This is a genomic window from Arthrobacter cupressi (assembly GCF_900099975.1).
Lineage (GTDB): Bacteria > Actinomycetota > Actinomycetes > Actinomycetales > Micrococcaceae > Arthrobacter > Arthrobacter cupressi.
Map to the genome: position 1 here is coordinate 33889 of NZ_FNEI01000009.1, position 14233 is coordinate 48121.

Genomic DNA, 14233 nt, shown 5'->3' on the forward strand with positions numbered 1-14233 from the left:
CCGCCCGGCACGCCTCCACGGACGGACGCACGTTGAAGCAAAGTTTCACCAGTCAAGGAGTGAAATGACATGAGCAACGCAATCGATTCGATCCTCCACCTGGAATGGGATGCGCTCGATATTCCCAACACGGACCATCCCCTGGCGACGACCCGCCGGTACGCCGTCCCGACTCCACAGAATGCCGAGGAAAACGACAAAGCCTGGAACCACCTCTACGGGGCAATGATCGCCGGGCTCGGGCTCAAACCGGATTCCTTCCAGCTGAATTACCCGTTCCTCACCTGGGACTGGCCCATCACCAACGTCGGATACACCTCCGCCGCGCAATACGATTTCTGCGCCACCGCGCCGCAATTCAGCGCCACGGGCGCCTACGTGTCCTCCGGAGTGAAATTCAACGACGCCTACGGACAGGTGCTCAATGTCGTCGCCGCCGATACCAGCGACCCCACCTTGGAGCAGAAGATCAGCCAGGCGCGGAACGTCCTGAACATCGCCACCAACGACTACAAGATCACCTACGACCAGGCGAGCCGTGCCTACGTGCAGGAGACTGGGGGCACTAACGACCCGCCGTTCCTGAAGTGGCTGGGCAGCTTCAGCGGAAAGTCCTGGGCGGTCCAGTTGGATGCGGCGGACAAGACGGTCCAGGCCAAGCAGCGCGTCCTGAACCAGCTGCTGTCCGAAACCAGCACCCCCGGCCTGAACGACGCGATTGCGCGCTACGGAACCAAGGACTACTACACGCTGCTGCAGGATCCTTCGCTCAGTTCCTTCCCCGCAGTACCGGGCTATTCGCTCGGGATGGATGCAACCACCTGGCTGCAGAAAGTCCAGGCCGGAACCGGGGGAAGCAGCGGTCAGATCGGCTTCAGCAACAGCCAGGCCGAGTACGACTACAGCAAGACCTGGGCCAAGGGCAGCGCCTCGGTAGGCAACTTCTTCTGGAGCGTGAACGTGGGCGGCTCCTGGGAGCGGATCGACGAATTCAGCACCGACAACTCGCTCGAGGTCAGCGTGAACTTCGAGGCCTGGGACACCATCTCCATCGGGGCGGGCCTCTGGTACAACGGGGCGTTCGTCAACAGCGTCTCGGAAGGCCCGTTCATCCGCGGCTACTCCGCGTACGGCGCCGGCGGGTCGAAAGCGGTGTGGGGGCCGAACGGCATCATGAACGTCCAGAAGGTGGGCATGGTGGTCTGCTACAAGCCGTCCTTCAGCATCAAGGTCAGCAGTTCGGCCTTCAGCTCCTTCTCGCGGAAGTGGGAGGTCTCCGCCGGGGTGCGGATCGGACCGTTCGACTTCACGGGCGGTGGCGGCAGTTCCTCCTCCGGGTGGACCGCGGATTCCGCGACCAACACTTTCTCGGGAACGTCGACGGCGGAAACGGCCCTGATCCTCGGGACCACCATCGCGCTGGTGAACCCGGAATAGGTCGCGGACATGGCCCTAAGCCAGGAGCAGATCGAGCCGGTGCTGCAAAGCGTCAGCCCGTGGCTTTCGAACGCGAACGTCACCGGGCTCACGGTGGGACCAAAGGCCGTCAGCGGCCGGCAGACGGAGGAACTGGCCGTCGTCGTCCATGTCGTGGAAAAGAAGCCGCCGTCAGAGCTGGGAATTGACGACCTTCCGGTACCGCCTTTCGTGGAAGTTCACGTCCAGGACGACGGCGGCGCACCGCACGTGGAACAGGTCCCCACCGATGTGGTCGAGTCAGGGGTGATCCGGCTTTGTCAGCTGGATGACAGGGTCCGGCCGGCACCTGGCGGGTACATGATCGCCGTGCCCGATGGCTTCTTCACGGACGCCACCGGAACCCTGGGCGTCAATATCACCTGGGGAGGCCGGTTCCGCCTGCTGACGAACAATCATGTGATCTCCAAGAACGGTACGCGGGGTCCCACCGTCTACCAGCCGGACTGGGCGCTGTGGGGCAACACCCTCACCACGGTCTCCGGCTATGAACCGGTGGTAACCTACGCGAACCGCAACCAACCCAACCCGGTCTTCAACAGAACCGACCTGGCGTGGTGCGACATGACGGCCACGGACGGTGATCCGAGCATCCACGGCATCGGCGTGCCCGCCGGGCTCCGCAGCCCGGCGGTGAACGACGCGGTGCAATGGATCGGAAAGACCACCGGCGTGGTGCAGAACGCCGCCATCACCAGTGTGACCGGCCGGTTCGTACTGGAGTTCATGGACGGCCGCTGGGCCTGGTTCAAGGATGTCATCAGCTTCAACCAGGGAACCGTCCGCCAGGGCGATTCGGGGTCCGCCGTCTTCGCCACGGCGGACTCGATGGTGGTCGGGCTGATCTTCGCCAACGACAGCCACAACGCCGGCTTCGCGGTGCGGATCCCCTGAAACCGTCATCCGAAAAGTGGGGTCCTGCCCTGCCGCCCAGCGCGACAGGACAGGACCCTCCCAAAGGTAGCGTGCTTTGTACTGTGGCGGGAGCTTTCTTCAGCTACTCAGGTCGTTGCAGTTCCAGCCATCCAGCGATGACAAAGTGCTGGACTGCGACCGCCCCATGGTCTGGAAGTCCTTACCGGGATCAGCTCACGCTATCCGTGGCATGTGCGGACGGGTTATCCTTGCGAAAACCATTGGTGCCCGGCATGCTCCGTTGACGGACTGACGTCCCGCCGTGAGTCTGCTGCGTGACGGAGGTAGTGGTTGTGACGGAATACGACGTGCTTGCCGAGGTGTACGAATGGCTCATCTCGGATGCGAAGTTGCCTCCCGCCGAGTTCGCTGCGTCGTTCGACGACGTCCTCAGACTCCTGCCGTCGAACGCACGCGTCCTCGACTGTTCGTGCGGGACCGGACAGTTGGCGGTTGGCCTCGCCGGTCGTGGCATGCAGGTTGTCGCAACTGACGCCAGCGAAGCGATGGTTCGCCGGACTTCAGAGTTGGCTGAGGAGTTCGGGGCCTCCGTCCAGGCCGTGCGGGCGAACTGGGAAGAGTTGCCGGACCATTTCGAGGACGAGACGTTCGACATGGTGTTCTGCATTGGCAACTCGCTTCACCATGCCGCGGGCGCGACAGGCAGGGGTGCTGCTCTGGAGTCGATGTCACGGCTTCTGCGCCCTGGCGGGCGCTTGGTGCTCACGTCCCGCACCTGGGAGCTCGTGAGAGCCAGGGGATCCCGGCTGGACATCAGGGACCGGCTCGTCCGCCGGAACGGTCGCGATGCCGTCGTGATCTATCGCTGGGAGATTGCGCCGCATTGGGAGGATAAGCACCACATCGAGATTGCGATCGCCCAAGTTGATGCGACCGGACTGATTCATGTCCGCTCGGAACTGCTGTCCTGCTGGCCGTACCGGTACGAGGAACTCGAAGTAGAGCTGCACCGGGCCGGACTCCGGACGGAAGTGAGCACGTTCGATCTCGAGGCAGAGAACTACATGGTGGTCGCGAGCAAGGTATAGACACCGGCGCCCAACCAAAGATCGATTGCTCCGTAACTGTCGTTTTCAGCCCTGAAAACGACAGCTACGGAGCAATCGATGCGGGTGCTGATTCTCGCCGCAGAATACGATGGTCAACGACGTGCACTTACAGCTGATTGGATGTTTCTGCGCAATGCTGGATCTTCGCCGACTCACCCTGCTGAGGGAAGTCAAGCTTCATGGCAGCATGAGCGCCGCTGCGCGGGAACTCGCTTATAGCCACTCGGCTATTTCCCAACAGCTCGGGCTCTTGGAGAAGGAAACTGGCGTGATCCTTCTGGAGAAAGTCGGCCGCAGCGTTAAACTCACCCCAGCCGGCGAGGAGCTCGTCCAGAACACGGAAGCCATCCTCGCCGCCATGGAGCGTGCGGAGGCTGATCTGGCGACCTCACACCAGCGCCCCCAAGGCGTGGTGACGGTGGCTGCATTCACTACTATCAGCCGGAACGTCATGCCGGCAGCCGTGGCAGAACTGGCCCGAAACTTTCCGCACCTGGACGTGCATCTACGGCGCGAGGACCCCGAACTTGCGGTTACACAGCTGCTCTCGCGGCAGGTTGATGCGGTTGTCACTGACTCCTTTCCCGGCACTCCAGGGGCTCCAAGTGGAGGCATCAGCACCACGGTGATCGGCCAGGACCCTGTCCGTGGCTACCTCCCCCGTGGCCACACTTTTGAGAACTTTGATCAACTCCGAAACGTGCGTTGGGTCCTCGAACCCCTCAGCTCGGCGTCCTCGCAGTGGGCCTTGCGGGTATGCCGGGAACTCGGGATTGAGCCCATCGTCGCCCACGTCTCCTCCGACCTCCTTTTTCATCTCAGGATGGTCGAGCAAGGGCTGGCCGCAGCCTTTCTGCCCGACATGGTGGTACATGAGGTTGGCAGCGACCTCGCACCGAGTTCCTGGCTGCCCTCGGATCAGCAGCGAAGCATCCAGTATCTGGTCAGGTCGGGGTCGGAGCTCAGTCCGGCACTCCTGGCTGTGCGGGACGCCATAGTCCGGGCGTTCGAGGCTGCGTTCCGTAAGTAATACTTACATATAGCGGTCAGAAGGATTCGCTTTTTTTAACCGGTGAAGCTGTTTAGATTTGCTTTACATTCAGGAATTCCCTCGCGCCTGCGGGTGGTTCCTGCTGCCTCACTGCACATTGGCCACGAGCATCCGAAAGCGCGTACACAGGGACGAGGGGTGAGAGCCAGCACCAAGGACCAACCGGGCGCCAAACCGAAAGCAGGGTCGATGAGCCTCACTTCCACCGTCACAGCACCCCTGATTGCAGCGGACCCGGACAACCTCCGGCATGCCGACGCCGTCATCCAATCCATCGAATTGCCCGGCCAAGGGATCCCGGTCCAGGACCCGGCGACCGCGGAAACCATCGCGCACGTTCCCGACGCCGACGTCGAGACGGCGCTGGCAGCAGTCGCGACCGCCGACAAGGCTGGCGTGGAGTGGGCGAAGACCTCCCTCCGCCACCGCGCCGACGTCCTGCGCGCCTGGTACGATAAGCTCGTCGCCCACTCCGAGGACCTCGCCTACCTCATCTCGCGCGAGATGGGCAAGCCGCTCGCCGAGGCCCGCGGCGAGGTCAAGTACGGTAACGACTTCGTGCGCTGGTACGCCGAGGAGGCCGTGCGCCCCGTCGGAAACTTCCGGGAAACGCCCGACGGCGGCGCGAACCTCCTGACGCGCCGCTCCCCTGTCGGCCTGGCCGTCCTCATCACGCCGTGGAACTTTCCCCTCGCCATGGCGACCCGAAAGATCGCACCGGCACTGGCTGCGGGCTGCCCGGCTGTCATCAAGCCCGCCACCCTGACGCCCCTGACCACATACTTCGCAGTGCAGCTCGCCGTCGAGGCCGGGGTGCCGGAGGAGCTGGTCCAGGTCGTCACCACGTCGAAGTCGGGGGCCTTCAGCGAGGCCGTCCTCCTCGACCCCCGCGTGCGCAAGGTGTCTTTCACCGGTTCGACGCCGGTGGGCCGCCGGCTCCTGGAGCTCGCCTCCCGGAACGTCCTGCGCAGTTCGATGGAGCTCGGCGGCAACGCCCCGCTCATCGTCTTCGACGACGCCGACCTGGAACGTGCCGTGGAAGGCACGCTTGCCGCGAAACTGCGTAACGGCGGACAGTCCTGCATCGGGGCCAACCGCATCTACGTCCAGGACGGCATCGCTGATGACTTTGTGGCCGCACTCACCGAACGCTTCGCCCAGATCCAGGTCGGGCACGGCCTCGGCACCGGGACGGGCCTCGGCGCACTGATCGATGACCGCGCCGTCGCGGAGATGAAGGCCTACACCGAGAACGCCGTGAGCCTCGGCGCAGAGCTGCTGACCGGCGGCCACGGCTACGACTCGCCGGGCAACTTCTTCGCCCCGACCGTCCTGGACCGGGTGACGGCGGATTCCGATGTTGCCACGTCCGAGATCTTTGGCCCCATTGCCGCGGTCCAGCGGTTCAGCTCGGAATCCGAGGTCATTGGCCGTGCCAACGCGACAGAGTTCGGCCTCGCCGGCTACGTGTTCACGGAGAACCTCGACCGCGCCCTCAACGTGGCGGACAGCCTCCAGACGGGCATCGTGGGCATCAACCAGGGTGTGCCGTCCAACGCCGCGGCTCCGTTCGGCGGCATCAAGCAGTCGGGCCTTGGCCGCGAGGGAAGCTCGGAGGGCCTCGAGGAATACGAGAACATCCGTTTCTACAACGTGTCCCGCCGCGCAACGGCCTAGACCTTGATATTCGCCATGGACATCACCGCTACCGTGGCTTAAAATTGTCAACAATTGACACTTCAGTCGAAGGAGAGCTTCATGCAGCCATACATTTACGTACCCAAGGACAAGATCGAAGGCGAACTCGAGCCCAACGGCCACCGCGCCGGCTACGACTCGGGTGACCCCAAGACGGCCATCCTGAAGTTCGGCACCAACGACATCAAGACCGGCGTATGGGAGTGCCAGCCCGGCGGTTGGAACATCACCCCGCGCGAGGACACCGAGGTGTGCTACATCGTGAGCGGCCGCGTGCGGGTCACGGACAACGGCTCCGGCAACGTCTACGAGGTGTCGGCGGGCGACGTCGTCGTGCAGCCCAAAGGCTGGACCGGCCGCTGGGAGGTCCTCGAGACCATCCGCAAGGTCTACATCCATGGCTTCGACGCCTAACATGACGCCCTAAGCTGCGGGCCGCCCCTCCTCAAGGGGTGGCCCGCACGTTGTTTAAGGACGATTCTCCCGAGGCCATACCGCTTCCCTGGCATCGCCAAATTGTTGACAATCACACACTCGAAGCGTATTGTCGACAATCGACGACGTAGTTTCGTCGACAATCGACAACCTGCAATCTGCTTCAATCCCAACTGGAGGACACGTGGTATTCGAAACCAAACCAAAGTTCGTCACGTTCGATATGAACGGGACGCTCATCAAGTTCGCGATCAACGACACCATGCGTGACGTCCTGGGCGAGCGCCTGCCGGCGGAGGTCGCCGATGAGTACCTGCGCATCTGCAAGGCGTACCGGATTGACGAGTGCATGGGCGCGTACAAGCCCTTCCACCAGATCGTTAACGACTCCATGGAGCGCGCCTCGCGCAAGGTCGGCCTCGAGTTCCGCGCCGATGAGGCACGCGAGGTCTACGACCGGATCCCGTCGTGGGGCCCCTACCCCGGTGTCACTGCGGCGCTGAACCGTCTCGCGGAAGCCGTTCCGCTGGTCATCATCACCAACAGCGACACTGTGGTTGCCGAGAAGCTTGCGGCGAACCTCCAAGCTCCGTTCGCGGACATCATCACCGCTGAGCAGATGGGCTGCTACAAGCCGCGCCTCGCCGCGTTCGAGTACATGTTCGACAAGCTCAACGTGACCCCGGACGAGATCGTGCACGTCTCTGCCAGCCCGATGTACGACCACCGCCCGGCAGCCATCATGGGCATCGAAAAGAAGGTCTACGTCGACCGCGGCTTCGAGCACGACGAGTACTGGCTCGGCTACGAGCGCATCACCGACATCTCGGACCTCCCGGTCCTCTTCGGCCTGCCGCGTCCTGACGCTTCCTAAGGGAGACCTGGGTACAGATGAGCCTGCCACTAGCTCAAACCGTCAAGGGCCGCACGGCTTCAGAACGGCTCCAGTCCCTCGGCCTGGAGCTGCCCGAGCTCGACAGCAACGCCTACTTTGTCCACCACCGGGCAGTGGGCGAGAGCATCCATATCGCGGGACAACTGCCTTTCAAGGATGGCGTGCTGCTGGGCCAGGGCATCGTCGGCCGGGACGTCGATCTGGAGACGGGGAAGGAGTTAGCGCGACAGGCTGCGCTCAACTGCCTCGCCGCCGCAGTCCAGGCAGCCGGCGACCTGGAGCGGGTCCGGATCGTGCAGATGCTCGTCTTCGTAGCCAGCCAGCCGGACTGGGGCTTGCAGTCGCAGGTCGCCAACGCGGCCAGTGAGCTGCTCATCGAGGTCCTCGGTGAGAACGGTCGGCACTCCCGCACCGCGATCGGGGTCGCTGGCCTGCCGCTCAACACCCCGGTGGAAATCCAGATGGTCGTCACTGCGGTCCAGGGACCCGCATGAATGTTCGGGACCCGCTCTTGCGGGTCCCGAACGATCAAAAGTCGAGGAAGCCAGCATCGCTGCCCTCGGTCATTCATCCACAGAATCATGAGGAGTACAGCGTGAACCGGCTTCAGCGAGCACTGGACGCTCTCGTCGAGCGGGTCGACACCCCGGCCCCGATCATCCTTGCCGACGTGATGCAGGACAACATCGACCGCATGCAGGCCTTCGCCACCCGGAATGGCCTCGACGTCAGGCCGCACGTCAAGACGCACAAGTGCGTGGAGATCGGACGGCGCCAGGTTAAGGCCGGTGCCGTCGGAATCACTGCGGGCAATGTGGGCGAGGCCGAGGTCTTCGCCGGAGCCGGATTCGACGACATCTTCATCGCGTACCCGATCTGGGCGGCCGGGACAAAGGGGCCGCGGATCCGCCGGCTCGCCGAGACCACCCGGCTGCGGGTCGGCGTCGACAATTTCGCGGCCATCGACGCCCTTGCCGACGCGATGGGGGACGACGCCGACCGCCTCCAGGTCGTGGTTGAAGTTGACTGCGGTGCCCGTCGTTCCGGCGCGCCAGCAGAGGCTGCCGGCGACCTCGCGACGGCCGCCCGTAAGCGCGGCCTGGTACCGGCAGGGGTCTTCACCTATCCGGGACATGGCAGTTCCGGCCCTGAGGCCCGCAAGAGCGCAGCCCAGGACCAGGAGGCCACCCTCATCACCGCCGTACGCAGCCTCTCCGCGATCGGTATCACACCCGAGGTGGTCAGCGCCGGCTCCACGCCCACCGTCGAGTTCGCCACCAACAGCGTGATTACCGAGATCCGGCCCGGGGAGTACGTCTTCAACGACCTCAACAACATGCGGCTTGGTGCCTGCACTGAGGACCAGATCGCCCTATTCGTGGCCGGTACTGTGGTCAGCGACTGGGTTCCCGACCAGGTCATCCTCGACGTCGGCACCAAGGTGCTTGGACGTGAAGGCAGCCCCGAGCGCGGCTACGGCGGCGTCGCCGGTACCACAGCAGTCCTCTCAAAGCTCAATGAGTACCACGGATTCCTCCCGCTGCCCTCCGGAGACTTCAGCCCGAGCGTAGGCACTGTCCTTCCGGTGGTGCCCAACCACGTCTGCCCGATTGTGGTCAATTTCGAAGAGTACATCGTCACCGACAGCACGGGCACGTCCCTGGAGCGATGGCCGGTGGACGCCCGCGGATTCCTCAACTGACCGGTCCGCCACGGGAATTCCCCACCGAAGCTCTCTAACCAATCAACGTAGCCAATAAGGAGTGTCTGACATGAGACTTGATAGAGTCACGGCCCTGGTGACCGGCGCCAACAGCGGAATCGGGCAGGCGGTGTGTTCCCAGTTCCGCAGTGAGGGAGCCCGCCTGCTGCTCACCGGACGCAGGGAGCAGATCGACAGCGCCGAGCCCGGGGACCTCTACGTCCCCGGAGACCTGAACGACGAGGCCTTCGTCGAGCGCCTCGCCCGCGAAGCCGCCGAGACCTACGGCACAGTCGACGTCGTCGTCCTCAACCACGGCCTGCAGGTCAGCGGCCCGCTGACGGAGATGTCCTATGAGGACGCGAAGAACACGCTGCACAGCAACCTCTTGAGCTCGTTCCTGGTGATGAAGCACTTCGCGCCGCTCATGCCCGCCGCCGGCGGCTCGTTCGTCCTCGTCAGCTCCCGCCTCGGCATGGTCGGCAAGCCCGGGGAAGTCCTGTACTCCGCAGCCAAGGGCGGGCTGATCATGCTCGCCAAGGGTGCAGCGATCGAGTGGGCAGAGCGGAACATCCGCGTGAACGTCGTCGCCCCCGGACTGACCGCCACCCCGATCATCGAAGCGTCCTTCCAGCGCAGGGAAGACCCCGCGGCCTACCGCCGCCAACGCGAGGGGCAAATCCCGCTCCAGCGCCTCGCCACACCCGACGAGATCGCCAACGCCATTCTCTTCATGGCCTCACCGGAATCCTCCTACATCACCGGGGCGGTCCTGCCCGTCGACGGCGGATACACCGCCGCTTGAACACCTCAACGCTTCACAGAAAACGAAGGACAACAATGACAGCCCTTGCAGCAGCACCCCGGAACGGAGAGCTCGGCTTTTGGATGGCCGGGCTCGCGCACAAGAGGCCCTCGTACCCCCGCTTCACCGGCGACGGCTCAGTAGACCTGGCCATTATCGGTGGCGGCTACACAGGCCTCTGGGCAGCGTACTTTGCTAAGAAGCTCGAGCCGTCACTCTCGGTCGCGGTTTTTGAAGCAGAACAGATTGGCTACGGCGCATCCGGCCGGAACGGCGGGTGGCTTTCTGCGATGCCGGCCGGCAACCGTGCCAAGTTTGCCCGCGCGTCGGAGGGCGGCATCGAGGCGAGCCGTGCCTTGCAGCAGGAGTTTATCGCCGGCGTCGATGCTGTCCTGGATATTCTTCAGGCCGAAGGCATTGATGCGGATCAGGTCAAAAGCGGTGCGCTGATAGCTGCCCACACGAAGGCCGGGCTTGGCCGCCTGGCTGTCCGGCGTGACGCCGAGCGGAAGTACGGACTGACCGACGACGACGTCTACCTGCTGGACCGTGAAGAGTTCCAGAAGGAAGTCAACATCTCCACTGTCCACGGCGGAATGTTCTACAAGCACTGCGCCCGGATTCACCCGGCGAAACTCGTCTACGGACTCGCTGACACCGTTACCCGCATGGGAGTGAACATCTACGAGGGCAGCCGGGTAGGCAGCATCGACGGCAACACCCTCACGCTGGATGGCGGGCGGGTGACTGCGGCCAAGACGTTCGTTTGCACCGAAGGGTATTCCGGACAACTGCTTGGCAGCAGGAGCCTGATCCCGATCAATTCTTCGATGATCGTCACCAAGCCGTTGTCGGACGAAGAGTGGCAGCAGATTGGCTGGAACGGGCCGCAGAACCTCAACGACTCCGCGCACACCTTCATCTATTCACAACGAACAGCCGACGGCCGCATCGCCATCGGCGGCCGTGGCAGGCCGTACCGCTACGGGTCCGGGACGGGCGGCGCCGGCGCGACTGCCCAGTCCACGATTGACCTGCTTACCACCAAGCTCAGTGCTTTCTTCCCGGGCATCAACTTCGAAGTGGACCATGCCTGGTCCGGAGTCCTGGGCGTTACCCGCGACTGGAACGGCGGTGTGCAATGGGACCCGGCGTCCGGAATCGGGTCTTCGACTGGTTATGCAGGACACGGCGTGACCGCGGCCTACCTGGGCGCCAGGACCTTGGCGGAACTGGCCTTCGACCGGAAGACGGAACGAACGTCACTTCCCTGGGTGGGGTACCGCGCACCGAAGTGGGAGCCCGAACCCCTTCGCTGGCTGGGCGTTCACAGCATGTACAGCCTGTTCGGCTTCGCCGACAAGTGGGAAGAGCGCAGGGATTCCACCGAGACCTCGCTCCTGGCAAAGTTCGGCAGCAGGCTCGCCGGACTTCACGAATAGTAAGCAGCTCGCCCGAGCTGAACATCAAATACCTGGACCAACCCGTAACGAAAAGGTGTTCCAAATGACCGACGGAAAACTCGCAGTCATCGGACTGGGCAGCATCGGAAGCATGGCCCTGTGGCAAGCATCCCGCCTGTCCGACTCCGTAGTCGGCTTCGAGGCCGCAACCCCCGCCCACGGCCGCAGCGCCGTGGGCGGAGACACCCGACTCTTCCGCATGATCTACCGCGGCAACCCCGACTTCTACCCCATCCTGCAACGCTCCCAGCGGCTCTGGGCCGAACTCGAAGCCGAAACCGGCCAGGATATCCTCACCCGCTGCGGCGGCCTGTCCATCGGCACCGCCAACGGCACCTACATCAACGCTGTCCTGGAAACCACCAGGGCCACCGGCGCCGAACACCAGTTCCTCAGCCACGCGGAACTGGCCGAACGGTACCCGCAGCACAAGCTGCACGACGGCGACGTCGCCGTCTTCGACCCGAACGCCGGAGTCCTCCGCACCGACCGCGCGGTCACGGCGGCAGTCGCCGCCGCCGAAGCCAACGGTGCCACGGTCCACCGCAACACCCCCGTGGACAGCATCACCGAAACCAACGACGGCGTTGTCGTCACCGCCGGCGGCCGGTCCTGGACCTTCGAGAACGTCATCGTCGCCTCCGGCGGCTGGTCGCGCAGGTTCATGCCCGACTACCTCACGGCCGCAACGGAAACGAAACGTCTCATCCTGACCTGGTTCGTCGCCCAGAACGGGGCCGAATTCACCCCCGGGAAATTCCCCACCTTCAGCCGGGTCTACGGGGACCGGTCCATGTACGGCGCACCCGCCGTCGACGCCGTCACCGTCAAGGCAACACTTGACGGCCGCGGGCGCCCCACCCCCAACCCCGACGCCGTCCCCCGCGACCTCACCGGTGCGGAAATCGCCGAGACCGTCGAGACCGTCAGCGAATTCCTCCCCGGACTCATCCCGAACACCGTGCGCACCGACGCTTTCCCCGAGCTCTACACCAAGGACGGCCAACCCCTCCTTGGTCCGTTCAGCGAAGGCAGCCGGGTCTATTGCGCCACCGGATTTTCGGGTGGCGGATTCAAGAATGCCACCGGATTTGGGGAAATTGCCGCTCATGAGGCTTTGGCCAAGCGCACGTTTGAAGGAATCGATTTCGTACGCCCTCAACGGTTTCTCCCGGCATTGGCTGTTTGACAAATAGGTAGTACGCATTCGCTGAAATGAGGGGGCTATCAATGGCCGCAACGGAAGAACAGTTTTCGCTGGAAGGGAGGCCGACGGCTCAGCTGATCGCAGACCACCTGCGCGAACAAATCGTCCGAGGAACCATCCGGCCCGGACAACAGATCAATGAATCCCTGGTGGCGAGCCAACTCAACACGTCCAGAGGGCCTCTCCGGGAAGCACTTCAACGCCTATGCCAGGAGGGGATCCTGATCTATCGGCGCAACTACGGGGTGTTTGTCCTGGAGATTGGACCGACGGATTTTAGGGAGATCTATTCGGCCCGGGAGACCATCGAGTCCACCGCTGCCCGCATACTCCTGGACGGCGGCCCGGTGCAAATCCGGGACGCCGTCGAAGTGCTGAAGGAAATCGTGGACGGGATGGCGAAGCACGCGGTCGCCTCCAACTGGGAGGCCATTGCCGGGCTGGACATGCAGTTCCACTCGTCCTTCGTCGCCGCGGCGGGAAATTCCCGTCTGAACCGCATCTACAAGGCGCTGGCAACCGAATCACGGATGTGCGTCCTGAACCTGGAAGTCTCCTACCCAAGAATGGAAGTTTTGGTGGAAGAGCACCAGGATCTTCTGGAACTGCTGGAGGCAGGCGACAGGGAGGGCCTCCTCGCCGCCATCAAACGGCACATGCGAGAGGCCGTTACCCACCTCATCGCAACCCAACAAGAGCAGGGCCGCCCTTGAATACACGGGCCCAATCATCGGAGTCCCGGTATAATCGACAATCGACAATGAAGGGGCAGGATGGAAGCCACGTTTAAATGGCCCTCGCAGCGCACCACGACGCCGGAGGGCGTCTACGGTGTTCTGCGCACAGCGATCCTCGACGGCACCCTGCCGCCGGGCGGGCAGCTTCGGGAAGTGCACATCGCCACTGACCTCGGGATTAGCCGCTCGCCGCTGCGTGAGGCAATGTCCAGGTTGGAGGAGGAGGGGCTCATCGTAAAGATCCCCTTCCGGGGATCTTTCGTCGTGGAGGTAAGCGCCCGGGAGGTCGCCGAGATCGCGTCAGTCCGCCTGCTTGTGGAACCCTACGCGGCTGAGCTATCCGCCGAAGTGTTGTGTGGACCCGGGCGGCCGCAATTGATGCAAACCGTAGAAGACCTCCACCGGGCCACGGAGAAGAATGACATTCCGGCCAGCATCGACGCGCACTTGCGCTTCCACAGGCTGTTCTACGACTTCTCGGGCAACAGCGTGCTGCAGAATCTTTGGAATGGCTGGGAGACGAAGCTGCGGCTGTACCTTGCAGTGGACCACCGCACGTACAGCGACCTCCATGTCATAGCCGTTGAGCACCAGAAGCTGGCCGAGCTTGCCCTGGAAGGCGACATCAACCGGTTCCGGCAGGAACTGGCAGCACACTTCCAAACGGCCCTGCAGGCTTAGGCGATACGGCGCCGGCCTACCCGCCCATCGACCGCACCACCCCCTTCCGCCGTGGTCCGCGGCATTTGAGGATTGTCAACAATCGACGATATGCTTAA

The 14233-nt window shown here is 63.6% G+C and carries 14 protein-coding genes; all 14 read left to right on the forward strand.

The features are described 5' to 3' along the window. Positions 1-69 precede the first annotated feature (69 nt). The 14 genes from BLP88_RS11575 to BLP88_RS11640 all read left to right on the forward strand — a co-directional run bounded on the left by BLP88_RS11575 (position 70) and on the right by BLP88_RS11640 (position 14135). On the forward strand, positions 70-1437 hold the full coding sequence (locus BLP88_RS11575) for a hypothetical protein (protein ID WP_074589356.1): 1368 nt from the start codon (positions 70-72) through the stop codon (positions 1435-1437). A 9-nt stretch (positions 1438-1446) separates the two neighbouring features. Continuing rightward, positions 1447-2370 (forward strand): hypothetical protein, encoded by a 924-nt coding sequence (locus BLP88_RS11580; protein WP_074589358.1) that lies wholly within the window; start codon positions 1447-1449, stop codon positions 2368-2370. 314 nt (positions 2371-2684) lie between these two features. Then, positions 2685-3440 (forward strand): class I SAM-dependent methyltransferase, encoded by a 756-nt coding sequence (locus BLP88_RS11585; protein WP_074589528.1) that lies wholly within the window; start codon positions 2685-2687, stop codon positions 3438-3440. A gap of 109 nt (positions 3441-3549) precedes the next feature. Then, positions 3550-4491, forward strand: coding sequence for a LysR family transcriptional regulator (locus BLP88_RS11590; protein WP_084111115.1), 942 nt, complete (start codon positions 3550-3552; stop codon positions 4489-4491). Positions 4492-4701: 210 nt separating this feature from the next. Further along, the gene (locus BLP88_RS11595; protein WP_074589361.1) at positions 4702-6189 is read left to right on the forward strand and encodes an NAD-dependent succinate-semialdehyde dehydrogenase; all 1488 of its coding nucleotides are present in this window, start codon (positions 4702-4704) and stop codon (positions 6187-6189) included. An 81-nt stretch (positions 6190-6270) separates the two neighbouring features. Then, on the forward strand, positions 6271-6624 hold the full coding sequence (locus BLP88_RS11600; RefSeq protein ID WP_074589363.1) for a cupin domain-containing protein: 354 nt from the start codon (positions 6271-6273) through the stop codon (positions 6622-6624). Positions 6625-6829: 205 nt separating this feature from the next. After that, complete coding sequence (locus BLP88_RS11605; protein WP_074589364.1) at positions 6830-7519, forward strand: haloacid dehalogenase type II; 690 nt, start codon at positions 6830-6832, stop codon at positions 7517-7519. 17 nt (positions 7520-7536) lie between these two features. After that, complete coding sequence (locus BLP88_RS11610; protein ID WP_074589366.1) at positions 7537-8034, forward strand: RidA family protein; 498 nt, start codon at positions 7537-7539, stop codon at positions 8032-8034. A 101-nt stretch (positions 8035-8135) separates the two neighbouring features. Next, positions 8136-9242, forward strand: a complete 1107-nt coding sequence (locus tag BLP88_RS11615; protein ID WP_074589368.1) for an alanine racemase — start codon at positions 8136-8138, stop codon at positions 9240-9242. 70 nt (positions 9243-9312) lie between these two features. After that, positions 9313-10047: an SDR family NAD(P)-dependent oxidoreductase gene (locus BLP88_RS11620; RefSeq protein WP_074589370.1), complete on the forward strand. Its 735-nt coding sequence runs from the start codon at positions 9313-9315 to the stop codon at positions 10045-10047. Between the two features lie 35 nt (positions 10048-10082). Beyond that, positions 10083-11489 carry an NAD(P)/FAD-dependent oxidoreductase gene (locus BLP88_RS11625; RefSeq protein WP_074589372.1) on the forward strand — a complete coding sequence of 469 codons (1407 nt, stop codon included), beginning with the start codon at positions 10083-10085 and terminating at the stop codon, positions 11487-11489. Positions 11490-11553: 64 nt separating this feature from the next. Continuing rightward, positions 11554-12699, forward strand: coding sequence for an FAD-dependent oxidoreductase (locus BLP88_RS11630; protein WP_074589373.1), 1146 nt, complete (start codon positions 11554-11556; stop codon positions 12697-12699). Positions 12700-12740: 41 nt separating this feature from the next. Further along, entirely contained in the window at positions 12741-13430 is a 690-nt protein-coding gene (locus BLP88_RS11635) for a GntR family transcriptional regulator (RefSeq protein WP_074589375.1), read from the forward strand. Between the two features lie 60 nt (positions 13431-13490). After that, a complete protein-coding gene (locus BLP88_RS11640) occupies positions 13491-14135 on the forward strand; it encodes a GntR family transcriptional regulator (protein ID WP_074589377.1) in 645 nt (214 codons plus the stop codon). Positions 14136-14233: the final 98 nt, after the last annotated feature.